The organism is Micromonospora rosaria, from assembly GCF_001567585.1.
Lineage (GTDB): Bacteria > Actinomycetota > Actinomycetes > Mycobacteriales > Micromonosporaceae > Micromonospora > Micromonospora rosaria.
This window is the reverse complement of the sequence record NZ_LRQV01000012.1, coordinates 40350-63342: the sequence shown is the minus strand read 5'-3', so window position 1 is coordinate 63342 and position 22993 is coordinate 40350. Positions and strand designations below refer to the sequence as shown.

Annotated in this window: 24 protein-coding genes and 1 tRNA gene; 11 read left to right on the top strand and 14 right to left on the bottom strand. The window is 72.2% G+C overall.

All coding sequences use genetic code 11. The features are described from left to right. The first annotated feature begins 216 nt into the window (after nucleotides 1-216). The gene (locus AWW66_RS06085; RefSeq protein ID WP_067360953.1) at nucleotides 217-975 is read left to right on the top strand and encodes a prepilin peptidase; all 759 of its coding nucleotides are present in this window, start codon (nucleotides 217-219) and stop codon (nucleotides 973-975) included. A gap of 79 nt (nucleotides 976-1054) precedes the next feature. Here AWW66_RS06085 and AWW66_RS06080 read toward each other — a convergent pair whose 3' ends face one another. Next, the gene (locus tag AWW66_RS06080) at nucleotides 1055-1681 is read right to left on the bottom strand and encodes a phosphatase PAP2 family protein (protein WP_245647944.1); all 627 of its coding nucleotides are present in this window, start codon (nucleotides 1679-1681) and stop codon (nucleotides 1055-1057) included. A 187-nt stretch (nucleotides 1682-1868) separates the two neighbouring features. Here AWW66_RS06080 and AWW66_RS06075 point away from each other — a divergent pair, with 187 nt between their 5' ends. Further along, on the top strand, nucleotides 1869-4259 hold the full coding sequence (locus tag AWW66_RS06075; RefSeq protein ID WP_396890476.1) for a glycoside hydrolase family 65 protein: 2391 nt from the start codon (nucleotides 1869-1871) through the stop codon (nucleotides 4257-4259). 70 nt (nucleotides 4260-4329) lie between these two features. Here the strand turns inward: AWW66_RS06075 and AWW66_RS06070 are convergent, their stop codons facing one another. Together AWW66_RS06070 and AWW66_RS06065 are read right to left on the bottom strand one after the other, a co-directional pair. After that, complete coding sequence (locus tag AWW66_RS06070; protein ID WP_067360947.1) at nucleotides 4330-4806, bottom strand: hypothetical protein; 477 nt, start codon at nucleotides 4804-4806, stop codon at nucleotides 4330-4332. 57 nt (nucleotides 4807-4863) lie between these two features. Further along, entirely contained in the window at nucleotides 4864-5670 is an 807-nt protein-coding gene (locus AWW66_RS06065) for a hypothetical protein (protein ID WP_067360944.1), read from the bottom strand. A gap of 311 nt (nucleotides 5671-5981) precedes the next feature. On the opposite strand from AWW66_RS06065, the gene AWW66_RS06060 reads away from it, so the two are divergent. Genes AWW66_RS06060 through AWW66_RS06040 form a run of 5 tightly spaced genes read left to right on the top strand, consistent with a single transcriptional unit; the run spans nucleotide 5982 to nucleotide 10967 of the window. Beyond that, nucleotides 5982-6743, top strand: coding sequence for a DeoR/GlpR family DNA-binding transcription regulator (locus tag AWW66_RS06060; RefSeq protein WP_067360941.1), 762 nt, complete (start codon nucleotides 5982-5984; stop codon nucleotides 6741-6743). A 53-nt stretch (nucleotides 6744-6796) separates the two neighbouring features. Then, nucleotides 6797-8164, top strand: coding sequence for an ABC transporter substrate-binding protein (locus AWW66_RS06055; RefSeq protein WP_067360938.1), 1368 nt, complete (start codon nucleotides 6797-6799; stop codon nucleotides 8162-8164). A 57-nt stretch (nucleotides 8165-8221) separates the two neighbouring features. Next, a complete protein-coding gene (locus tag AWW66_RS06050) occupies nucleotides 8222-9154 on the top strand; it encodes a carbohydrate ABC transporter permease (RefSeq protein ID WP_067360935.1) in 933 nt (310 codons plus the stop codon). Further along, on the top strand, nucleotides 9151-9981 hold the full coding sequence (locus tag AWW66_RS06045; protein WP_067360932.1) for a carbohydrate ABC transporter permease: 831 nt from the start codon (nucleotides 9151-9153) through the stop codon (nucleotides 9979-9981). Before AWW66_RS06050 ends, AWW66_RS06045 begins: the two co-directional genes overlap by 4 nt. Further along, complete coding sequence (locus AWW66_RS06040; protein WP_067360928.1) at nucleotides 9978-10967, top strand: zinc-dependent alcohol dehydrogenase family protein; 990 nt, start codon at nucleotides 9978-9980, stop codon at nucleotides 10965-10967. Before AWW66_RS06045 ends, AWW66_RS06040 begins: the two co-directional genes overlap by 4 nt. Before the next feature lie 61 nt (nucleotides 10968-11028). On the opposite strand, the gene AWW66_RS06035 is transcribed toward AWW66_RS06040, so the two are convergent. The 4 genes from AWW66_RS06035 to AWW66_RS06020 all read right to left on the bottom strand — a co-directional run bounded on the left by AWW66_RS06035 (nucleotide 11029) and on the right by AWW66_RS06020 (nucleotide 13808). After that, nucleotides 11029-11394: a hypothetical protein gene (locus AWW66_RS06035; protein WP_067360925.1), complete on the bottom strand. Its 366-nt coding sequence runs from the start codon at nucleotides 11392-11394 to the stop codon at nucleotides 11029-11031. A 141-nt stretch (nucleotides 11395-11535) separates the two neighbouring features. Then, nucleotides 11536-12396, bottom strand: a complete 861-nt coding sequence (locus tag AWW66_RS06030) for a hypothetical protein (RefSeq protein ID WP_067360921.1) — start codon at nucleotides 12394-12396, stop codon at nucleotides 11536-11538. Between the two features lie 10 nt (nucleotides 12397-12406). Then, on the bottom strand, nucleotides 12407-13678 hold the full coding sequence (locus AWW66_RS06025) for a hypothetical protein (protein ID WP_157527192.1): 1272 nt from the start codon (nucleotides 13676-13678) through the stop codon (nucleotides 12407-12409). A gap of 57 nt (nucleotides 13679-13735) precedes the next feature. Next, nucleotides 13736-13808, bottom strand: a tRNA-Lys gene (locus AWW66_RS06020). Between the two features lie 308 nt (nucleotides 13809-14116). Here AWW66_RS06020 and AWW66_RS32430 point away from each other — a divergent pair. Together AWW66_RS32430 and AWW66_RS06010 are read left to right on the top strand one after the other, a co-directional pair. After that, complete coding sequence (locus tag AWW66_RS32430; protein ID WP_083978254.1) at nucleotides 14117-15742, top strand: cellulase family glycosylhydrolase; 1626 nt, start codon at nucleotides 14117-14119, stop codon at nucleotides 15740-15742. A gap of 144 nt (nucleotides 15743-15886) precedes the next feature. Then, complete coding sequence (locus AWW66_RS06010; RefSeq protein ID WP_067360919.1) at nucleotides 15887-16468, top strand: NADPH-dependent FMN reductase; 582 nt, start codon at nucleotides 15887-15889, stop codon at nucleotides 16466-16468. Between the two features lie 49 nt (nucleotides 16469-16517). Here AWW66_RS06010 and AWW66_RS06005 read toward each other — a convergent pair whose 3' ends face one another. Further along, the gene (locus AWW66_RS06005) at nucleotides 16518-17237 is read right to left on the bottom strand and encodes a PP2C family protein-serine/threonine phosphatase (protein ID WP_067360915.1); all 720 of its coding nucleotides are present in this window, start codon (nucleotides 17235-17237) and stop codon (nucleotides 16518-16520) included. Nucleotides 17238-17272: 35 nt separating this feature from the next. Next, on the bottom strand, nucleotides 17273-17866 hold the full coding sequence (locus AWW66_RS06000) for a helix-turn-helix domain-containing protein (RefSeq protein ID WP_067360912.1): 594 nt from the start codon (nucleotides 17864-17866) through the stop codon (nucleotides 17273-17275). Nucleotides 17867-17927: 61 nt separating this feature from the next. Here AWW66_RS06000 and AWW66_RS05995 point away from each other — a divergent pair, with 61 nt between their 5' ends. Beyond that, the gene (locus AWW66_RS05995) at nucleotides 17928-19286 is read left to right on the top strand and encodes a benzoate/H(+) symporter BenE family transporter (RefSeq protein WP_083978261.1); all 1359 of its coding nucleotides are present in this window, start codon (nucleotides 17928-17930) and stop codon (nucleotides 19284-19286) included. On the opposite strand, the gene AWW66_RS05990 is transcribed toward AWW66_RS05995, so the two are convergent. The 4 genes from AWW66_RS05990 to AWW66_RS05975 all read right to left on the bottom strand — a co-directional run bounded on the left by AWW66_RS05990 (nucleotide 19249) and on the right by AWW66_RS05975 (nucleotide 21238). Next, on the bottom strand, nucleotides 19249-19626 hold the full coding sequence (locus AWW66_RS05990; protein WP_067360909.1) for a hypothetical protein: 378 nt from the start codon (nucleotides 19624-19626) through the stop codon (nucleotides 19249-19251). The genes AWW66_RS05995 and AWW66_RS05990 overlap by 38 nt on opposite strands. 29 nt (nucleotides 19627-19655) lie before the next feature. Then, on the bottom strand, nucleotides 19656-19937 hold the full coding sequence (locus tag AWW66_RS05985) for a hypothetical protein (protein ID WP_067360906.1): 282 nt from the start codon (nucleotides 19935-19937) through the stop codon (nucleotides 19656-19658). Nucleotides 19938-20016: 79 nt separating this feature from the next. Further along, nucleotides 20017-20499, bottom strand: a complete 483-nt coding sequence (gene mscL / locus AWW66_RS05980; protein ID WP_067360903.1) for a large conductance mechanosensitive channel protein MscL — start codon at nucleotides 20497-20499, stop codon at nucleotides 20017-20019. A gap of 40 nt (nucleotides 20500-20539) precedes the next feature. After that, nucleotides 20540-21238 carry a FadR/GntR family transcriptional regulator gene (locus tag AWW66_RS05975; protein ID WP_067360900.1) on the bottom strand — a complete coding sequence of 233 codons (699 nt, stop codon included), beginning with the start codon at nucleotides 21236-21238 and terminating at the stop codon, nucleotides 20540-20542. A gap of 50 nt (nucleotides 21239-21288) precedes the next feature. Here AWW66_RS05975 and AWW66_RS05970 point away from each other — a divergent pair, with 50 nt between their 5' ends. Next, nucleotides 21289-22557, top strand: coding sequence for an MFS transporter (locus AWW66_RS05970; RefSeq protein ID WP_067360897.1), 1269 nt, complete (start codon nucleotides 21289-21291; stop codon nucleotides 22555-22557). Between the two features lie 10 nt (nucleotides 22558-22567). Here AWW66_RS05970 and AWW66_RS05965 read toward each other — a convergent pair whose 3' ends face one another. Then, nucleotides 22568-22927, bottom strand: coding sequence for an STAS domain-containing protein (locus tag AWW66_RS05965; RefSeq protein WP_067360894.1), 360 nt, complete (start codon nucleotides 22925-22927; stop codon nucleotides 22568-22570). Nucleotides 22928-22993 lie beyond the last annotated feature (66 nt).

Below are 22993 nucleotides of genomic sequence, written 5' to 3'. Positions count from 1 at the left end.
ATGGCGGTGGCTCCGGGTGCGGACGGCGGCATGGGCGTCGATGATGCCGAGCCCGCCTCAGGTACGCCGAAAAGCACCCCGGCCGGCCCGGAAATCGGCGGGCGGGGGCGGCCGGCGGGAGGTCGCTTCTCGCGCCATGCGCGACAATCCAGCCCCGGTACCACTACTGTCCGTGCCGGCCGGTCCGGCTTCGGCTGTCCGATCGACGCGGTCCACATGGCGCTGACCCCGCCCCGGGCCCCGACCGGCCCCGTCGGCGTACGGCTGCTGGCCGGCCTCGCCGTGGTACCCCTGCTCCGGCTGGCGGTGGCGCGGCACGCCGTACCGCCGGACGTGGGCTGGCGGACCGGCTGTGACGCCTGCGGCGCCCCGATCGACCTGGGCCGGCCCTGGCCGGCGCTGGGGCCGGCGGCGCGCTGCGGCGACTGCGGGGCGCGGGTCGGGGCGCCCCCCGGCACGGTGGAGGTCGCCCTGGTCGCGGCGCTCGTCGTGGCGGTACTGGTCGGCGGCGCGCCGCCGGTGGTGGCGGCCCTGCTCTGGTGGCTCGGGTGGGTGCTGCCGGCGGCCCTGGTCGACCTGGCCGTGCACCGGCTGCCCGACCGGCTCACCTGGCCGGCGGCGGCCGGTGCCTGGGCGCTGCTCGGGCTCGCCGCGCTGACCGGCGCGGGCGCGACGCCCTGGCTCCGGGCCACCGCCGCCGGCCTCGGGCTGGGCCTGTTCTTCGCGGCCACCACCCTGCTGCTCGGCCGGCGCGGGTTCGGTCTCGGGGACGCCAAACTGGCGCTCGGCGTCGGCCTGCTGCTCGGCTGGTCCGGCTGGTCGACCCTGGTTACCGGGCTGCTGCTGGCGTTCGGCCTCTCCGCCCTGGTCAGCCTCGCCCTGTTGGCGGCCCGCCGGGTCCGCTGGACGAGTCACCTCCCCTTCGGCCCCTTCCTCCTGCTGGCCACCCCCGCCGCCCTCCTCCTCGCCCCCTGACCCCGCGCGTCCCCCGACCCGGGGTGCCGACCGGGTGGGTCGCGTCAGGTTGCGTGGCTCCGGTGCCGGGAGGCCTCGATCAACGTCCCGAGGGGCGGGCCGGGTCGGTGGGGGCGGGGACCGGTTGTTCGGTGCGGCGGGTGCGGCGGCGCAGGACGTCGGCGACGGGGGTGGTGAACAGCGGGGTGAACGCCGTGACGACCACCGCGCCGAGCAGGACGCCGGCGACGACGTCGTGCGGGTAGTGCACGCCGACGTAGACCCGGGAGAAGGCGGCCAGCGCCGCCAGCGGCACCGCGTACCACCCGAGCCGGCGGTGCAGCAGCAGGGTGGCGGCGGCCAGCGCCCCGGCGATCGTCGAGTGGTTGCTCGGGAACGACCAGTCGCCCGTCGGCGGGCAGTGGTCGGCGACGATGGCGAGGTCGGTGAGGAGCCGGCAGGGGCGGTCCTGGTCCACCAGGATCTTCAGCGCCTCGCTGCCTCCGTACGCGAGGACCACCAGGACCGGTGTGACCAGGACGAGGGCCCGGTCGCGGGGGCCGCCGCCCAGCCGGCTCCAGGCGGCGAGGAGCCAGAGCAGGCTGAGCAGGATGATCGACGCCTCGGTGAAGTGGCCCATGAACCACTGCACCGGCTGGGGATTCGCGTCCGCGAACTCGACCACCTGCCGGTACCACTCGTCGCTGATTTCCGGAACATCCGTCATGCCAGCCTGAAGCATGCCCCACCTCACCAACGGTTCATCCTTCGTTTACCTGTAAGCACCGTAGAAAACCAGTGCCGTTCACCGCACTGTTCATTGGTGAATCCCAAACCACGACTTTTGTCTCAGTGCCCTCTCAGCCGGGCTCTGGTTGTCTGGTCGGTGAGGGTTCCGAGGCCTGGGAGGCGACGTGCACACCATCCCCACCGTCGAGGGGCAACCGGTCCGATCCGGGGCGGCGGACGATCCGGCCTGGCGGATCCGGCGGACCGAGGCGGACCTGAACCGGCTCGCCGAGACCGAGTCGATCTTCGCCCTGAGCAACGGGTGGATCGGCTGGCGCGGCACCCTCGACGAGGGCGAGCCGTACGGGATGCCGGGCACCTACCTCAGCGGCTTCCACGAGCAGCGGAAACTCGACTACCCCGAGGACGGGTACGCCTTCCCGCAGCGCAGCGACACCGTGATCAGCGCGCCGAACGCCGCCCTGGTCCGGCTCTGGGTCGGCGACGAGCAACTCGACGTCCGCACCGGCACGCTGCGCCACCACGAACGGGTGCTGGACCTGCGGGGCGGCGTGGTCGAACGGCACACCGAGTGGATCTCACCGGCCGGTCACGGGGTCCGGGTCCGCAGCACCCGGCTCGTCTCGCTCTCCCGGCACCCGATCGCCGCCGTGCGGTACGAGGTGGAACCCCTGGACGGGCCGGTCGAGCTGCGGATCTGCGCCGACCTCCAGGCCAACGAGCGGGTACCGGAGCGCTCCGACGACCCCCGGGCCGCCTCGGTGATCACCGACCCGCTGACCGCCGAGTACCGGCGGGGCGTCGGCACCGACGGGGTGCTGGTGCACCGCACCGAGCACAGCCGGCAACGGGTCGCCGTCGCGGTGACCCACCACGTCGACGCCCCGGACCTCTTCGCCACCGACACCGACCTCACCCCCGACCGGCTGCGGGTCGCCGTCACCGGCACGCTGCACCCCGGCGAGCGGGTCCGGGTGACCAAGTTCGCCGCGTACGACTGGACGTCGGTGGACGGCACCCCCGCGCCGGAGCTGGCCGACCTCGTCGCCGAGGCGGCACGGGCGGCCCGCGCGGAGGGGTTCGACGGACTCCTCGCCGACCAGCGGGCCGCGCTCGACGTCGCCTGGCAGACCGCCGACGTGCTGCTCGACGGCGACCCGGAACTCCAGCAGGCCGTCCGGTTCGCGGTGTTCCACCTGCTCCAGGCGGGCCGCCCGGACGTCGACCGGACCATCCCCGCGAAGGGGCTGACCGGCAACGGCTACGACGGGCACGTGCTCTGGGACACCGAGGGGTACGTGCTGCCGGTGCTCACCTACCTCGCGCCGGCGATGGTCCGCTCGGCGCTGCGCTGGCGGCACGCCCACCTGCCCGAGGCCCGGGAGCGCGCCGCCGAACTGCGGCTCACCGGGGCCACCTTCCCGTGGCGGACGATCGGCGGCCGGGAGTGCTCCGGCTACTGGCCGGCCGGGACCGCCGGGATGCACGTCAACGCCGACGTCGCCGACGCGGTGCTGCGGTACGTGGCCGCCACCGGTGACCAGGAGTTCCTCGCCGGGGCGGGGCTGGACCTGCTGGTCGAGACCGCGCGGCTCTGGCACGGCTTCGGGCACCACGGCGCCGACGGCGGCTTCCACCTGGCCGGGGTGACCGGCCCGGACGAGTACACCGCCCTGGTCGACGACAACGTCTTCACCAACCTGATGGCCCGGCGGAACCTGCGGGGCGCGGCCGACGCGGCCCAGCGGTACCCCGACGCGGCGGCCCGGCTCGGCGTGACGCCGGAGGAGGTCGCCGGCTGGCGGTCCGCCGCCGACGCGATGGCCGTCCCGTACGACCACGAGCGCGGGGTGCACCAGCAGTCGGCCGGCTTCACCGACCTGCCGGAGTGGGACTTCGCCGGCACCGGCGAGGACGACTACCCGCTGCTGCTGCACTTCCCGTACCTGGAGTTGTACCGCAGGCAGGTGGTGAAGCAGGCCGACCTGGTGCTGGCCATGCAGCGCTTCCCCGGCGACTTCACCGCCGAGGAGAAGGCTCGCAACTTCGCCTACTACGAGGCGCGGACCGTCCGCGACTCCTCCCTCTCCGCCTCCGCGCAGGCGGTGCTCGCCGCCGAACTGGGCCACCTCGACCTGGCCTACGACTACTTCGCCGAGACGGTCCTGCAGGACCTCGCCGACCTGGGCGACAAGACCGGCGACGGGCTGCACCTGGCCTCCCTGGCCGGTGCCTGGCTGGCCGTGGTGCAGGGCTTCGGCGGGATGCGCGACGACCGGGGCGTGCTCGCCTTCGCCCCCCGGCTGCCCGCCCGGATCACCCGACTGGCCTTCAGCCTGCGCTGGTACGGGCACCGGCTCCGGGTCACCCTCACCCCTGACGGGGCCCGCTACGACCTGCCCGACGCCGACTCCGACGCCGTGGTGGAGCTCGACCACTGCGGGGAACGCCTGCGGGTCACCCCCGCCGAGCCGGTCACCCGCCCGCTGCCCGCCGTGCCCGACCCCGGCCCCGAGCCGACCGTCCCACCCGGCCTCCGCCCCGCCCGCCGGTAAGGAAGGGCCCCCTGTTAACGCTTCCGGTAGAGCAGGGGCCCCTTCTTAACACCGGCTCCCGGGTGCGGGGCTAGTCGGCGGGGATGGCCGGGGCGGGGAGGCCGGTCATCCGGGCGCGTACCTCGTCCAGCGCCTCGAAGGCGTACGCCCAGTTGTGGCACTTGAAGCTGCGCAGCCCGACGATCGGGGTACGGCAGTCGACGCAGTGCACGCCCGGGATCGCCTCGGGAACCTCGGTGTTGACGTACCGGCGCTCGCCGAGGATCACCGTGGCGATCATCATCCGGTCGTGCACCCCGGCCAGCGCCGACGAGACGATGTCGAGCCAGTTGACCCGCCGGCCGCACTTCGGGCAGTCCGGCTCGTCGCCGCTGACCCAGAGCGGGGCGCCGATGGTGCGCGGCGGCATGCCGAGCTGCTTCTCGATCCGGCGCACGTCGGACTCGCAGGTCTGCCAGCGGTGCCGGCCGGGCAGGCTGGCGGGCGAGTCGTACACGGCACGGAAGAGGACCGGGTCCACCTCCACCGTCCTGCGGGTACCGGTCACGGGTACCTCCTCTGCTCGTCGTCACGGTCGGCCCGCCGCCGCACGGGCGCAACCGGATCAACGACAGGGCAGGTCGGCGGGTGTCCCCTGCGGGGATTCCGGCGACGGGTCGTCGAGCAGCCGGCGGATCGCGGCCCCGAGGGCCGGATCCACCGGGAACCGGGCCGCCAGCCAGGCCAGCACCGCCCCGGCCGCCGCCCGGTTGTGCCGGTAACCGGGCACCATCGCCGCCAGCGGCACCACCTCCGGGGGGTACGCCCGCTCGGCCCGCCGGGTCGGGTCGAACGGGTCGCGGCCGGCCCGTACCCCGTCGGGGCCGGTCAGGTCGAGCAGCGCGAGCACCCGGTCCACCGCGTACGACTGGATGAACCGGGTGGCGCTCAGCCGCTCGCCGCGCAGTTCCCGGTGCAGGCCGACGTAGAGGTTGGTCAGCGCCTCGTTGAGGTGGAACTCGACCGTGTCGTACGGCGGCCCGTCCGGCTCCGGCCCCCGCTCGACGAGGGCGGCGGGGACGTCGGCGCGCCGCCAGACCACCCGGGCTCCCACGCGCGGCAGCCGGGCCAGCTCCGCGACGGTGAAGACGGCGTACTCGACGAAGATGCCGTCGGCGTAGAGCGCCTTGCGGCCGTGGGGGTCGTTGGCGAAGCTGAACGCCACCGCGCAGGGCGCCCGGAGCCAGTCGGTCGACTCCCGGTACCGGGCTGCGGCACCGTCCTCGACGACGACGAAGAAGTCCAGGTCGGAGTGCTCGTCGAGGCGGTCGCGCGCGGTCCCGGCGGAGCCGAGGCCGAGGACGGCGAGCACGTCGGGCCGGGTGGCGAGGTGGGCGGCGAGGTCGTCCAGGCGGCGCAGCACAGGATGCACGGAACGTCGTCCTCTCGGGTGGGGTCGACGTTTCAGCCCGTACGGTCCGCAAGCCCGCCGAGGTCGCGACGGCTCATGCTAGCGAGACCCGGGGGTGGGACCGCCCGACCGGGCACGACGGGTGGGGATCGGGCAGGCAGCCACAGCAAACGGGCGGTCCTCCTGGGATTTCTTGCGGCCTATGCCCGTTCTGTGCTGCCCGTTCGGAGCCGGTTACGGGCAACAAACCCACCCGATTGCCCCGGATGTGACCGGGGTCACCCGCAGTCGTCGATGTTACAAAAGACGCACGGGCCGACGGGAGGTGCACAGTGGACGCAGTCCAGCGTCGACACCACATCCTCACCCTGGCCCGTCGTCAGGGCGACGTCGACGTGCGGAAGCTCGCCGTCGACCTGGGCGTCGCGCCGGAGACGATCCGCCGTGACCTGAGCCTGCTGGCCCAGCAGGGCCTGGTCCGCCGGACCCACGGCGGCGCGTACCCGACCGAGACCGCGCGCTTCGAGACGACCCTGGAGACCCGGGCCACCCGGATGGTCGTGGAGAAGCGGCGGATCGCCACCGCCGCCGTGGAGCACCTCGGCGACGCCGAGTCGGTCTTCGTCGACGAGGGGTACACCCCGCAACTGATCGCGGAGGCGCTGCCCACCCACCGTCCGCTGACCGTGGTGACCGCCTCGCTGCACACCGCGGCGGCGCTGGCCGCGTACCCGAGCATCACCGTGCTGCTGCTCGGCGGCCGGGTCCGCGGGCGGACGCTGGCCACCGTCGACCACTGGGCCACCCGGATGCTCGCCGGCTTCGTCATCGACCTGGCCTACGTCGGGGCGAACGGCATCTCCCGCAAGCACGGGCTGACCACCCCCGACCCCGCCGTGGCGGCCGTCAAGGCCCAGGTGATGGCGGTGTCCCGGCGGGTGGTCTTCACCGGGGTGCACACCAAGTTCGGCGGGAACAGCTTCTGCCGCTTCGCCGACGTCGCGGACCTCGACACCATCGTCACGGACACCGCGCTGCCGGCCTCCGAGGCGCACCGCTACTCCCTGCTCGGCCCGGTGGTGCTGCGCGTCTGAGCGCCCCGGCCGACCTTCCTCCACCCACCACACCACCACCATGGAGGTTCGCTGTGCCCAGAACACGAACTCCTCGCCAATGGCGCGGCCCGCTCGCCGCCGCCCTCGCGGTCGGTCTCGCCACGACCGCCTGCTCCGGAGCCGGTGGCGGCTCGTCCGGCGACGGCGAGGGAAAGACCATCACCGTCCTGATGGTCGGCAACCCGCAGATGGAGGACCTGGCCAAGGTCACCGCCGACACCTTCACCAAGGACACCGGCATCACCGTGCGGTTCACGATCCTGCCGGAGAACGAACTGCGCGACAAGGTGACCCAGGACGTCGCCACCCAGGGCGGGCAGTACGACGTGGCGACGATCGGCGCGTACGAGGCCCCGATCTGGGCCGAGAACGGCTGGCTGCACGAACTCAGCACGTACGCCGACGCGGACACCGGGTACGACAAGGGTGACCTGATCGCGCCGGTGGTCGCCTCGCTCTCCGGCTCCGACGACAAGCTCTACGCCGCGCCGTTCTACGGCGAGTCGTCGTTCCTCATGTACAACAAGGAACTCTTCGCCGCCAAGGGCCTGACCATGCCGGAGCGGCCGACCTGGCCGCAGGTGGCCCAGTTCGCCGCCCAACTCGACGACAAGCAGGCCGGCGTCGCCGGCATCTGCCTGCGCGGCCTGCCCGGCTGGGGCGAGCTGTTCGCGCCGCTGACCACGGTGGTCAACACCTTCGGCGGCACCTGGTTCGAGCAGGACTGGACGCCGAAGGTGAACGCGCCCGAGTTCACCGAGGCCACGACGTTCTACGTCGACCTGGTCCGCAAGCACGGGCAGCCGGGCGCGCCGCAGGCCGGGTTCACCGAGTGCCTGAACACCTTCGGCCAGGGCAAGGCCGCCATGTGGTACGACGCCACCTCCGCCGCCGGCACCCTGGAGGACCCCGACTCCAGCACCGTCGCCGGCAAGGTCGGCTACGCGTACGCGCCGGTCCACCGGACGGACTCCTCGGGCTGGCTCTGGACCTGGGCGCTGGCCATGCCGAAGACCACCAAGAACGCCGACGCCGCCTGGACGTTCATCTCGTGGGCGACCGGCAAGGAGTACGAGAAGCTGATCGGCTCCTCGCTCGGCTGGTCCCGGGTACCGGCCGGCAAGCGCCAGTCCACCTACCAGCTTCCCGAGTACCGGCAGTCCGCCCAGCCCTTCGCCGACCTGACCCTGAAGTCCATCCAGGAGGCCGACCCGGTCAACCCCGGGGTGCAGCCGAGGCCCGCGCTCGGCGTGCAGTTCGTCGGCATCCCGGAGTTCGCCGACCTCGGCACGAAGGTGTCCCAGGAGGTGTCCGCCGCCATCGCCGGCCAGGTCACCGTCGACCGGGCGCTCGCCAACGGGCAGCGGCTGGCCGAGGACGTCGCCAGCAAACACCGCTAGCCGCGCGCCGGGACCGGCCACCGCCGGCCGGTCCCGGCCCTGCCCCGAGGTGGACCGATGACCACGACCATCACCACCGGTACGGGCGCGGCACCGCGCCCCACCGTCCGTCCCACCCGGCCCGACCGGGCCCAACGCTGGTCCCGACGTGCCCCGCTGCTGCCCGCGCTCGTCTTCGCCATCGTGGTGACGCAGCTCCCGTTCCTGTTCACCCTCTACCTGTCCACCCAGAGCTGGAACGCGCTGCGGCCCGGCAGCCGCGAGTTCACCGGCCTCGCCAACTACGGGCAGGTGCTCACCGACGACCGGTTGCGTGCCGCACTGGTCAACACGGTGGTGCTCACCGCCTCGTCGGTGATCCTCTCCGTGCTGCTCGGTCTCGGCCTGGCCGTCCTGCTGGACCGGCGCTTCCCCGGGCGCGGCATCGTCCGTACCCTGCTCATCACGCCGTTCCTGGTGATGCCGATGGCGGCGGCGCTGCTCTGGAAGCACGCCATCTACAACCCGTCGTACGGCCTGCTGAACGGGATCTTCGGCGGCAGCACCGACTGGGTCTCGGCGTACCCGATGACCTCCGTGGTCACCGCGCTGGTCTGGCAGTGGACCCCGTTCATGATGCTGATCATCCTGGCCGGGTTGCAGGGCCAGTCCCTGGAGACCCTGGAGGCGGCCCGGGTCGACGGGGCCGGCCCGTGGCAGATCTTCACCCGGGTCACCCTGCCCTACCTGCGGCCGTACCTGGAACTGGGCGCCCTGCTCGGCTCGATCTACCTGGTGCAGACCTTCGACGCCGTCTTCACCATCACCCAGGGCGGCCCCGGCTCGGCCACCACCAACCTGCCGTACGAGATCTACCTGACCACCTTCCGCAAGTTCGAGTACGGCGAGGCCGCCGCAGCCGGCGTCGTGGCGGTGATCGGCACCATCGTCGTCGCCACCCTCGCGCTGCGGGTGCTCTCCAGCCTGTTCCGGATGGAGGACCCGCGATGACCACCCGCTCTCGTCCCGCCGACACGGCCGGGGGGCTCTGGACCGTGCTGGCCTGGCTCGCCGGGCTGCTGTTCTTCCTGCCGGTGCTCTGGATGGTGCTGACCGGGTTCAAGCGGGAGGTGGACGCCGCCAGCAACCCGCCGTCCTGGTTCTTCAGCCCGGCCCTCGACGGCTACCGGCAGGTCTTCGACCGGGACCTGCTGCCGTACCTGCTCAACTCGATGACGGCCAGCGTGGTCTCCACCCTGCTGGTGCTGGTGCTGGCCACCCCGGCGGCGTACGCGCTGTCGATCCGGCCGGTCGAACGCTGGCGCGACGTGCTGTTCTTCTTCATCAGCACGAAGATGCTGCCGGTGGTCGCCGCGCTGCTGCCGATCTACCTGCTGGTCAAGCAGGTCGGCATGCTGGACAACATCTGGACCATGGTCGTGCTCTACACGGCCATGAACCTGCCGCTCGCGGTCTGGATGATGCGCTCGTTCCTGCTGGAGGTGCCGACGGCGCTGATCGAGGCGGCGGCGATGGACGGCGCCAGCCTGCTGGTCACGATCCGGCGGATCCTGCTCCCGATCGTCGCGCCCGGCCTGGCCGCCACCGCGCTGATCTGCTTCATCTTCAGCTGGAACGAGTTCTTCTTCGCGGTCAACCTGACCGCCACCCGGGCCGGCACCGCGCCGATCTTCCTGGTCGGCTTCGTCACCTCCGAAGGGCTCTTCCTCGCCCGGCTCTGCGCGGCGGCCACCATCGTGTCGCTGCCGGTCGTGCTGGCCGGCTGGATCGCCCAGAAACAACTCGTCCGAGGACTCTCCATGGGGGCGGTCAAGTGAAGGCAGCAGTCATCGTCACGCCGGGACAAATCAGCGTCGAGTCCGTACCGGACCCCACCCCCGGACCGCGCGACGTGGTCGTCGAGGTGGCCGGGTGCGGGATCTGCGGCACCGACCTGCACATCATGGACGGCGAGTTCGCGCCCGCGTACCCGATCGTGCCGGGGCACGAGTTCGCCGGCACGGTCGTCGCCGTCGGACAGGACGTCACCGAGGTCCGGATCGGCGACCCGGTCGCCGTCGACCCGTCCCTGCACTGCCAGGAGTGCTACCAGTGCCGGCGCGGCCGGGGCAACCTCTGCGAACGGTGGAACGCCATCGGTGTCACCGTCCCCGGCGGGGCCGCCGAGTACGCGGTCGCCCCGGTCCGCAACTGCGTCACCCTCCCCGAGGGGGTCGCCCCGGCCGACGCCGCGCTGATCGAGCCGCTCTCCTGTGCCGTACGCGGCTTCGACGTGCTGCCCCGGCGGCTCGCCGACCACTACCTGATCTACGGTGCCGGCACCATGGGGCTGATGATGCTGGAGTTGGCCAAGCGCTGCGGCGCGGCGAGCGTCAGCGTGCTGGACCCCAACCCGGACCGGCTGGCCACCGCCGTGAAACTGGGCTGCTCGGCCCACGCCGCCAGCGCCGACGAGCTGACCCGGCCACGCGGCTGGGACGTGGTGATCGACTGTACCGGGGTGCAGGCGGCCATCGACGACGGTCTGCGCCGGGTCGCCCCGGCCGGGACGTTCCTCCAGTTCGGCGTCGCCGAGTACAGGACCCGGGCCACCGTCGAGCCGTACCGGGTCTACAACCAGGAGATCACGGTGACCGGCTCGATGGCGGTGCTGCACAGCTTCGAGCGGGCCGGCGAACTCTTCGCGGCCGGCGTCCTGGACCCGGCGGTCTTCATCAGCCACCGCTTCCCCCTGGACCGGTACGCCGAGGCGATGGCCCAGTTCCGGGCAGGCGTCGGCCGCAAGATCCAGATCGCCTCCTGAGCAGGTGTGCCGTCCGCGTGGTCCGGCGGACGGCACACCGCACCTTCCGCAGCGGCGCACCTCAGCCCATTCGCAGCGGTGCGGCGGCCAGGACGGCACAGGCGACCACGGCCAGCACGATCCGTACCGTGCGCAGGCCGCGCCACCACGGCACCGCCCAGAGCAGGAGCCACCCTGCGGTGAAGGCCACCACGTGCCCCGCCAGCATCGCGAGGGTGATCTCCTCGCAACGGTTCTCCAGCCCGGTGTCGCAGAGCCGTGGTGGCCGGTCGAAGCTGCCCGTCATCGTCGACACCATCGTGGCGACGCAGACCAGCACGGGCGCCGCCATGAGCGTGGCCAGGGGTGTCACCAGCCAACCGGCGAGATCCCGACGCCGGTCCAGGCGACCGGGGCGGAAGGGCGTGCCGACGTCGCTTCCGGACATGACGAGGACGCTACGGTTCGGGCCCCCGCCGCGCTGCCCCGTACCGGCCGGGATCGTCGCTCGGGACGCCCCGCTCGGCTATACCCGAGTCGCCTGCGCCGGAGGTGTCACCTCTCCGCTGCCCTGGGCTTCGACTATCCGTCAGCCGGTGTAGCCACTCATGAGCGCGGCCGTGTACGCGGTCGCCAAAGCCCGGACGGTCTCCTCTGGAAGGGCTGCCCGCAGAGCATCCACCGCCAGTTCGACACCAGGTGAGCGCCGCCGGCCGAACAGATCCTGAAGCCGCTGCACCCCGTCGCGCACGTTCGCACCAGCAATGTCGTCCTCGGCGAGTTCACGCAGTCGTCGACCCACCTGCTCGGGCGGTTCCGCCTGCATGAGCCGGAGTACGTCACCGGCATCCTTCGGCTTGAGTCGATCCGGTCGATCCGGCCTGCGCGACTGGATCCGGTCGTGCAGCTTGTGTGCCTTGGCCACGAGTAACGCCGCTGTGCCCGCCACCGGCACCAGCAACTGTCGGGCGTCGATCTGCGGCTCCAGGCTGGAGATCAGGACATCGCTGTGGTCGGCCACAGCGGCCTCCAGGCCTGGAGTGCGCCGGGCGGCACGGTTCCCGTGGTCGGGCAACTTCGCTGCCCGGTTGCCGGCCACCATCGTGGCCGGTACGAGCAGGTCCACCGGCACCACCACGTGGTTCCCGTCCACCTTGGTGGCGGCTGTCCAGATTCCTGGTTCAGAAATCAGTTGGAAGCCTGCCGCCGTCATGGCCTCCTCGATCCGTGGGTCCGGGCCCAACACTCGCGGATCCAGAGTGAGGTCGGCGTCGGTGGTGTAGGGCGCGACACTGGCGTCCAGGTCAGCGTCACCGGTGCGCACGTAGATCGCCTGTGCGCCAGCCAGAATCACTGCCTGGCGGTGCTCGGCCAGTGCCGCCAAGGCGTCCAGTAGGACCCGTCGTGCCGCGATGTACAGCGGATCGGTAACCGGCCTGGCCATGGGCATGGAATTCACCTTACCGATCGAGCCGTGGCAAATCCGGTCGCCGCCACTCGTCCTCATGAGCGCGCATCCAGTCCAACACAGCCTGCCCTTCTTCGGGCAGCCGGCCATTGCCGCCCAAGCAGTCGAGCACCAGTTGTCCCAGTCCTACCTGTCGTAATCCGTCGTCGGTGGTGCGGGTGCCTTCGACCTGCGCCGTATCCTCCGGCTTGAGTAGGACGACGTCGGCACCTCGGTCGGTTGGCAGAAGCCGGCCGAAGCGGCGCATCAATTCCGGATCGGCCACGTAGAGCACCAGTTGGGCTGGCGCTGCCACCTGCGCAATGCTGGAAGCCGCGAATGATCCCGTCAACACCACGTCCGGCCGACGGATATCGGCGAGTATCCGGGCGTACAGTGCCCGGGCACCCTCCTGCGCGATGAACGTGCTGGCCTGATTGTTGCGCAACATGTCGTAGCTGCCTGCGCTGGACAACAGCAGCGCCGGCCAGTCGACGTGCTCAACCAACCCTCGTTGGTTTCGCTCGACCAGAGCCTGTTCATCGAGTGAGGACAGCACCTTCGATACGTAACCGGGCGTGAGTCCGGCCGCCTCGGCCAGCGACTTCGAGCGATACGGGGGGGTCGCCTCGACCAGCAGTCGCACCAGCCGTCTTGCCTTCGGGCCCTGCAACCGAGCCTGAGATTGCGGTTTCGGGTTTGGGTCACGGTCGGCTCCTTGGAGCCTGAGATAAACCGCTGGTCGGTCGATCCGGAATCGGACATTGCCCGTGAGGTCCAGGTAGGAGTGTCCCGCCTCCTCCAGCAGGGCTCGTGTCCGTGGGCTCAGCCACGGAGCTACCACCAGCACGGTTGGACCGCGCATGAGACGCATGACCGGGCCGGACAAGCGCTCCCGCAGCCGGGACACGTCGCGGGGGGTCAGCGACTGCTTTGCCTCCACCAGGATCAACCCGTATCCCGCGTGCTGCTCGCGTAGCTGCCAGACCGCGTCTGGACCGTCGAACGGCCCCTGGTCGTCGAGCACCGCCTCGCCGAGTTCGAAGTCCTCGGGTAGCAGCGCCGCCAGCTGCGTGCGCGCCTGGGCCAGCAGCGCCCCCTCGCTGTACCTCACCACGTCGCGATTTTCCCACGTCGCAGAGTTTCCTGCTAGAGGAAACTCTGCCTGATTGGGAAACATGATGCGGCTTTCTCTTGTTTCCTCTAGCAGAAAACTCGTGCCCTGGGGAAAGGTTGCCTGCCAGGTGAGGGTTTCTGGAGACTTGTTGATGGCCTGCGCTGCCAACCCGGCCGTGATCGCGTGGCAACTGCCGCGACAGGCGTCGGCCTGGAGGAGAGAGAGTGGGCCGCCTGGGACTCGAACCCAGAACCTAGGGATTAAAAGTCCCCAGCTCTGCCGATTGAGCTAACGGCCCGTTGATCCATTAGGCTACCCGAACCGTGGCGGCGCGGCGCGCCGCTGTCCGGTTGACGCCAGCCCTGCGGCGGCCCGGGAGACCGGCGCGGGGGTGGGCCGCGACCGGGCCGACGCCGGCGGCCGAGCGTACCGATTCCGTCCATCGATGCTGCCGCTGGTGCTCCGATCCCAGCTCCGGTGCCCCCTGGCGAAGAGGCCTGTCGATGCGGTGGCGTGCGGCCGATGGGTTGACCGTACTGTAAATGTTCTTTACCTTTCTGTTTCGACGCGTGTCTGCACCTACCCCGCGACGACAGAGGGAGTGGAATGTCCAGACTGCGCACGACGGTGGCCGGGATCTGCGCCGCCGCGCTCGCCATCGCCGGTGGCCTGCTGGTCACGCCCGGCAGCGCGAGCGCCGCGACCGCCAGCTTCGCCAAGGTCCAGGACTGGGGCGGTGGCTACGAGGCACGCTTCACCGTCCGTAACGACACCGGTGCGACCATCACCAGTTGGCGGGTCGAGTTCGACCTGCCGGCCGGGTCGACCCTGGGTAGCTCCTGGGACGCCCTGCACGCCAGCACCGGCAACCGGCACACCTTCACCAACCGCTCCTGGAACGGCACGCTGGCCGCCGGCGCGTCCACCACCTTCGGGTTCGTCGTGACCGGCAGCGGTACGCCCGCGAACTGCACCGTCAACGGTGGGCCCTGCGCCGGGGGCGGCGACACCCAGGCGCCCAGCGTGCCGGGCAACCTGCGCGCCACCGGCACGACCTCGTCGAGCGTGTCGTTGGCCTGGAACGCCTCGACCGACAACGTCGGCGTTACCGGCTACGACGTGTACCGGGGCGGCGCGCTCGCCGCCACCGTCACCGGCACCACCGCCACCGTCGGCGGCCTGAGCCCCTCGACCGGGTACAGCTTCTCCGTGCGGGCCCGCGACGCGGCCGGCAACACCTCCGCCCAGACCGGCGCGCTGACCGTCACCACCGCGCCGGGCAGCGGGGTCGGCGGCACCCCCGCCGCGGTCAACGGCCAGCTCCGGGTCTGCGGCGTCCAGCTCTGCAACCGGTACGGCCAGCCGATCCAGTTGCGCGGCATGAGCACCCACGGCATCCAGTGGTACGCCCAGTGTGTCAACAACGCCTCCCTGGACGCGCTCGCCACCGACTGGAACGCCGACGTGCTGCGCATCTCGATGTACATCCAGGAGGACGGCTACGAGACCAACCCGCGCCTGTTCACCGACCGGGTGCACGACTACATCGAGCGGGCCACCGCCCGGGGCATGTACGCCATTGTCGACTGGCACATGCTCACCCCGGGCGACCCGAACCACAACCTGGCGCGGGCCCGGACCTTCTTCACCGAGATCGCCCAGCGGCACAAGGACAAGACCAACATCCTGTACGAGATCGCCAACGAGCCGAACGGCGTGAGCTGGTCGTCGATCAAGAGCTACGCCGAGCAGATCATCCCGGTGATCCGGGCGCAGGACCCGGACGGGGTGGTCCTGGTGGGCACCCGCGCCTGGTCGTCGCTCGGCCTCTCCGAGGGCTCGTCGGAGACCGAGATCATCAACAACCCGGTCGACGCGACGAACATCATGTACACGTTCCACTTCTACGCCGCCTCGCACGGCACGTCGTACCTGAACGCGCTGTCCCGGGCCGCCGACCGGCTGCCGATCTTCGTCACCGAGTTCGGCACCCAGACCGCCTCCGGTGACGGCGCGAACGACTTCACCCGGGCCCAGCAGTACCTCGACCTGATGGCGACGAAGAAGATCAGTTGGGTCAACTGGAACTTCTCCGACGACTTCCGCAGTGGCGCGGTCTTCACCACCGGCACCTGCAACGGCACCTCGTACACCGGGACCGGCGTGCTCAAGCCGGCCGGCGTGTGGATCCGGGACCGGATCCGTACCCCGGACAACTTTCCCACCAACTGACGGTGACCTGCGTACGGCGGGGCGGCCCGGTGAGGCCGCCCCGCCGTCTCGTTCGACATGGCGGAGCCGGCTTGCCCTCAACCCGGGTTGAGTACATACGGTCACACAGACACGCACCAATGTCCTCGACCTCAGGGATCGCTCATGTCTGATCAGCCAGTCAAGGTCGCCGTCATCGTCGGCAGCACCAGGGTCGGCCGCTTCGCCCCGACCGTGTCGACGTGGTTCGCCCGGGAGGCCGCCACGCGGGACGACGTCGCCGTGACGGTCGTCGACCTGGCCGACGTCGACCTGCCGGCCACGCTGGACGCCTCGGCCACCCGGACGGCCACCGACCTCGCCAGGACGCGGGCCCGGTTGGCGGACGCCGAGGCGTTCGTCGTGGTGACTCCCGAGTACAACCACAGCTACCCGGCCCCGCTGAAGAACGCCATCGACTGGTTCTACGAGGAGTGGCAGACGAAGCCCGTCGCCTTCGTCTCGTACGGCGGGGTCTCCGGTGGGCTGCGCGCGGTCGAGCACCTGCGCGCCGTCTTCGCGGAGGTGCACGCCACGACCATCCGGGACACCGTCAGCTTCCACGGCGCGTCGCGGTTGTTCGACGAGCACGGGCTCCCGGTCGAGCGGGACGAGTGCACCGCCGCCGCCCACGTGCTGCTGGACCGGCTCGTCTGGTGGGCCCGGACGTTGACGGAGGGCCGGGCCGCGCGGCCGTACAAGGTGTGACCGGGCGCGCCGCCCTGCGTCCCGGCCGGGACGCAGGGCGGCGGGGCGGTCAGTCGGTGGCGACGTCGGTGACCACGACGGTGACGTTGTCCGGGGCACCGGCCTGGTGGGCCAGCTTCACCAGTTGCTCGCCGCAGTGCTGGCGGTCGTAGTACGTCCCGAGGGCGGCCCCGATCGCCTGGTCGTCGACGTAGTCGGAGAGCCCGTCGCTGCACAGCAGCAGCCGGTCCCCGGGGTAGACGGTGACCGTGCCGATCGCCGGTGGGGCGTCGACGCCCTGCACCGCCCGGGTCACCAGGGAGCGCTGCGGGTGCTGCCGGGCCTGCGCCGGGGTGAGCGCGCCCTGGTCGACCAGCGCCTGGACGAAGGTGTCGTCCCGGGTCAGCTGGGTCAGCTCGGTGTCCCGCAACAGGTAGCACCGGGAGTCGCCGACCTGCGCCAGGACCAGGGTGTCCCCGGCGAGCAGCCCGGCGGTCAGCGTCGTACCCATGCCCTCGCGCGCCGGGTCGGCGGTGATGGCGGCCCGGATGCGCTGGTTGGCGGTGCTCACCACGGCGGCGAGCGCGTCGGCTGCCTCGGCGGTCCCGAACGGCGGGGTCAGCTCGTCCAGGATCCGGATGACGATCTCGCTGGCCAGCTCGCCGGCGGGCAGTCCGCCCATGCCGTCGGCCACCGCCACCAGGCGGTCCCCGGCGAGGGCCGAGTCCTCGTTGTTCGTCCGGACCAGGCCGACGTCATTGATGATGGCCGAGCGGAGGATCAGCGTCATGGGTCAAGCTTGCCAAGAACACCCCGCCGCCGTCTCTACGCACTACCGTCGAGGTTCGGAAAAAGCCGGGTACGTCCCGGATAGCGCAGCAGGAGGGTGGCCTGGACCTCCTCGTCGCCGAGCGCGGCGTAACTGTGCGGCACGTCGGAGACCCAGCGTAGGTGCCCGCCGGTGGTGGCGGTCGACGGGGCGTCCGCCGGCCCGGCCCGCAACACCCCACTGAAGACGGTGACGTGCTCGGTGACCCCGGGCTGGTGCGCCGGGGAGAGCTGTCCCGGCCCGGGGGCGACCCGCATCCGGTACAGCTCGAACGTCGCCTCGGCCTCGGTGAACACCTCCAGCAGGGTGGCGGTGACCGCCGCCCCCCGGACCACCGGCTCGTGCGCCGGCCCGGAGAGCACGGCGGTCAGCGGTACGCCGAGTTGCGCGGTGATCGCGTAGAGCGTCTCCAGGGTCGGGTTGCGGGTGCCGTTCTCCAGCCCGGAGAGGGTGGCCTTGCCCACCCCGGCCAGCCGGGCCAGGTGCGACAGGGAGAACCCACGCTGCCTCCGTAGCGCGCGGACCCGCTCGCCGACCTCCCCGGCTCCGGGATCGGGGGTCCGACGGCGCTGTGGTGGCGGCTGGTCCATGCCGCTATGGTGCTACACGGTCGCCGTTCCGTTTACGGAACAGCGGATGGGGAGGGTGGTCATGGCGGGACGGACTCAACCGCTGGTGGCCGGGGTGGTGACGGCCCTGGTCGGCTTCGCCAGCTCGTTCACCGTCGTGCTCGCCGGCCTGCGCGCGGCCGGCGCGACCGACGCGCAGGCCGCCTCGGGCCTGCTCGCGCTCTGCGTCACCTCCGGGCTGGCCGCCGCCTGGCTCGGGCTGCGGTACCGGATCCCGATGAGCGTCGCCTGGTCCACCCCGGGGGCGGCGCTGCTGGTGGCGACCGGCCCGATCCCCGGCGGCTGGCCGGCGGCGGTCGGCGCGTTCCTCGTCTCCGGCGCGCTGATCGTGGCCGCCGGGCTCTTCCCCGCGCTGAGCCGGGCCGTCGCGGCGATCCCCACGCCGATCGCCGGCGCGATGCTCGCCGGGGTGCTGCTCCCGTTGTGTACCGCGCCGGTGCGGGCCCTGGTCGAGGTACCCGCGCTCGCCGCCCCCGTCGTCCTCACCTGGCTGCTGCTGCACCGGTACGCCCGCCGCTGGGCGGTGCCCGCCGCGCTGGCCGTGGCGGTGGTGGCGATCGCCCTCACCACCTCGGGTGTGGGGGCCGCCGGTGGACCCGGCTTCCGGCCGGTGTTCGAGCTGACCGCGCCGGCCTGGACGGTCTCGGCGGTGGTCGGCCTGGCGCTGCCGCTCTTCCTGGTCACCATGGCCGCGCAGAACGTACCGGGGATGGCGGTCCTGGTCGGCTACGGCTACCGCCCACCCTTCGGCGCCGGCCTGCGGGCGACCGGGTTGGCCAGCCTGGCCGCCGCCCCCGCCGGTGGGCACGCGGTCAACCTCGCCGCGATCAGCGCCGCCCTCGCCGCCGGCCCGGACGCCCACCCGGACCCGGACCGCCGGTGGATCGCCTCGGTCACCGCCGGTACCGGCCTGGCCCTGCTCGGCCTGGGCGCCGGGGTCGCCACCGCCCTGGTCGCGCTCTCGCCCCCGGTGCTGATCGAGGCGGTCGCCGGCCTGGCCCTGCTCGGCGCCCTGGCCACCGCGGTCTCCTCGGCGGTCGCCGAGGCCGACTCCCGGGAGGCCGCCGTGGTCACCTTCGTGGTGACCGCCTCCGGGGTGACCCTGCTGGGCGTGGGCGGCGCGTTCTGGGGCCTGCTCGCCGGCTGGCTCATGCTGCTCCTCTTCCGCCGCCGCTCCGGCGGACCGGGGCCGGTATCCGGCCGGGCGGCGGGGCCGGCATCCGACCAGGCAGCGGAGCCGGCATCAGATCAGGCGGCGGGGTCGGCATCCGGCCAGGCGGAGCCTGTCGAGCAGCTGGTGTCTCCCGGCGCGCCACGCGACGACGGGGGCGGCGTCGGCGGCGCTACTCCTCGGAGGGGAGGTCTGCGGCGGGGACGGTGAGTCGGAGTTCGCCGTCGGCCACGGCGGCGATCCGGTCGGCCAGCACGTACACCGCGCCGGTGGGGACCAGGTCGGTGGAGACCTTGAGGTAGCCGCTGTGCAGCAGCCGGGCGGCGAGGTCGGCGGGGACCTCCGGCTCCTCGACCGCTGTCGACTCGATCAGCTCGTCCAGGCTGCTGCCGGGGTCGGCGTTCGGGGTGCCCTGGACGGTCACCGCGTTCGGGTCACCCCGCTGGACCAGGTCGACGGTGCCGACGTCGGCACCGGTGGAGTCGACCACCCGCATGCCGGTGGTGACCCGGGAGATGGTCGCCTGCTGCTCGGTGTCCTGCTGGCTCATGGTGGCGCGGTTCCCTGTCCGGTACGCCGCTAAACGCCCGTTGCCGGCCGTGGCCAGTCGTCAGCCGCCGGCGGGGCCCAGCCGCCGGGTGGGCGCGGGGACAGCTCCCGCCAGGTGTCCGGGCCGTCGAGCAGGGCGCGGACCGTCTCCTCGGCCTCGTCGGCGCTGCCGTACTCGTAGAACCGGGAGACGCCCTCGGCGCCGCCGGCCCGTTGCTCCACGTGCCAGCGGTCGGCGTCCACCCGGAGGAAGACGTCCCGCCGGGCGAGTCGGCCCCACTTGCCGTTCCACCAGTGTTTCCGCTGCTCCATGGCCGGACTCTATCGAACATGCGTACGAAAGGAGGTGGCCCCTGCGGGATTCCCACAGGGGCCGATGTGCGGGGTCGCCTCAGCGCCCGACGGGCGGCACGGGCGGGTCGGTACGCCGGCCGAGCACGTCGTCCAGCGCGCCGCGCTGCTGTCCCGGCGTGCCGTGGCCGGCGGCGACCAGGGCGTCCCGGATCTCGGTGAGCAGCTTGACCTCCTCGCTCGGCGCGGCGGGCGGCGGCTCCTCGCCCCGCTGCCGCCGCTCGGCCAGCTTGTTCATCGGGAAGACGACGAGGAAGTACAGCGCCGCTGCGGTGAGCAGGAACGTGATCAGCGCGTTGACGAAGGCGACCCAGTCGAAGGCGATGCCCCGGAACTCCGGGGCGGTGCCGGCGATGCCCTTCTCGCTGCCGGTGATCAGCAGCACGAACACCCGGATCAACGGTTCCAGGAACGACTTGGTCAGTTGGGTGACCACGCCGGTGAACGCGGCGCCGATGACGACACCGACCGCCAGGTCGACGACGTTGCCGCGCATGATGAAGTCTTTGAAGCCCTTGAGCATCGGTTACTCCCGTGGTGTCCGGTCTTCCATCGGGGGCAACCTATCCCCCCGGGGGAGGCTCCAGGAAAGCACCGGCCTCCCGGGCCGCCCGCGCCGGGTCGCCGGCCCGGATCGCGTCGACCAGTCGGCCGTGGTCCACGTACCGCTCGGGGGCCAGTTCGTCCCCCATCGTGCGGGCGATGGTGCTGCGCAGGGCGGTGCCGACCGAGGCGTACAGCTCGGCGAGCATGCCGTTGTGCGCGGCGGCCACCACCGCGGTGTGCAGCGCCGCGTCGGCCTCCACGAACTCGGCGACCCGGCCGCCGTGCCACGCGGCCTCCCGGGCGGCGAGCGCGCCGTCGAGCGCCGCCAGGTCCTCGGGGGTACGCCGGCGCGCGGCGAGCCGGGCGGCCTCCACCTCGAAGGCCCGGCGTACCTCCACCACCTCGGCCATCCGTAGCTCGGCCCGCTGGTCGTCGGTGATCCGACGGGCCACCACCGGGGCCAGCTCGTCGGTCGACACCACGTACGTGCCGGAGCCCTGGCGGCACTCCAGCACCCCGGCGTGCACCAGGGCGCGGACCGCCTCCCGGACGGTGTTGCGGCCCACCCCGAGCGCGGTGACCAGTTGCGGCTCGGTCGGGATCCGGCCGCCCACCGGCCACTCGCCGCGCAGGATCCGGTCCCGTAGCGAGGCGATGGTCTGCTGCACCCGACGCCCGCGCGGGGGTACCGGGGCGGAATCAACCGACGGTGTCACCCGTTACAACTCCCGTCCAGAATTCATCCCATGATTGTAGGTTCGAGGTCATGACCCCGTCGACGACCATGATCGCGGACCCGCACGGTACCGCCGCCCCCGCCCGGGGCCCCGACCCGACGCCCCGGTCCCCGGTCACGGGCGGGTTCCTGGTGCTGGCCGGCATCCTGCTCGTCGCGCTGAACCTGCGTGCCGCGATCACCGGCCTGGGCGCCCTGCTCGACGAGGTCCGTACCGGCCTGGCGCTCTCCGGGGTGGTGGCCGGCCTCGTCACCACCCTGCCCGCCCTCGCGTTCGCGCTCTTCGGGGCGCTGACCCCCCGGCTGGTCCGCCGGTACGCGGCACCCCGGGTGCTGGTCGCGGCGATGCTGGCGCTCGCGCTCGGGCAACTGCTGCGGGTCACCACCGGCTCGGGCGTCGTCTTCCTGCTGCACAGCGCCCTGGCGCTGGCCGGGATCGCGGTGGGCAACATCCTGCTGCCGATGCTGGTGAAACAGCACTTCCCACACCGGATCGGCCTGGTCACCGGCGCGTACTCGATGACGATGACCGTCGGCGCGACGGCGGCTGCCGCGGCGGCGGTGCCGGTCGCGCACACCTTCGGCTCCTGGCGGGCCGGGCTGGCCGTCTGGGCCGGGCTGGCGCTGGCGGCCGTACTCCCGTGGGTGCCGCTGGCCCGGCGGGCCCGGGCGGCCGGACCGCGCCCGACCCCGGCGACGGACGCGCCCGACCCGCGCCGGATCCGGCCCGGTCGCACCCGGCTCGGCTGGGCCATGGGACTCTACTTCGGCACCCAGGCGCTCGGCGCGTACGCGGTCATGGGGTGGCTGGCCCAGCTCTTCCGCGACGCCGGCTTCCGGGCCGGGGACGCTGGCCTGCTGCTGGCGGCGGTGACCGCGCTGGGGGTGCCGATCGCGATGCTGATGCCGACCCTGGCCGGCCGGCTGCGCTCGCTGCGTCCGGTGATCCTGGCGCTCTCCACGGCGATGCTGCTGGCCTACCTCGGGCTCGCCGTGGCCCCGCACGACGGGGCGTTGCTGTGGGCGGCGCTGCTGGCCGTCGGGCAGAGTTCGTTCCCGCTGGTGCTCGCGGTCATCGGGCTGCGGGCCCGGACGGCGGAGGGGACGGTCGCGCTGTCGGCGTTCACCCAGAGCGTCGGGTACCTCATCGCGGCGCTCGGCCCGTTGCTGGTCGGCGTCCTCTACGGGGCCACCGGCGGCTGGACCGTGCCGATCGGGTTCCTGCTGGCCGCGCTGGCGGTGCAGACGGCGGCGGGCATGGTGATCGCTCGCCCCCGGTTCGTCGAGGACGAGCGGTGAGCGACGGGGGTCAGGAGGACGAGGTCGGCGTGGGGTCGCCGGCCACCGCCTGCTCCACCGTCGGATAGGTGTGCAGCACCTCGACCAGCCCACTGACCTCGAGGATGCGCAGCACGCCACGCTGCGGGGCGGCCAACCGGACCTCGCCGCCGGCCTCGTCGCAGCTGTTCTTGGCGCGGACGAAGACGGACAGACCGGTCGAGTCGCAGAACGACACCTCGGCCAGATCGAACACGAGGCGGTTGCGGCCCTTGTCGAGCAGGTCGGTGATCTGGTCTTGGAGCTGCGGTGCCGTCGCCATGTCCAGTTCGCCCGCGACCGACACGACGACGACGTCGTCGCGCTGTTCCGTGTGCACCGTCAGGGACATTCGGAGACCTCCTGTTATCGGGGGAACGGTATCCCACCGGCGGGGGGTGTGCAGAGCGGGAGCCGC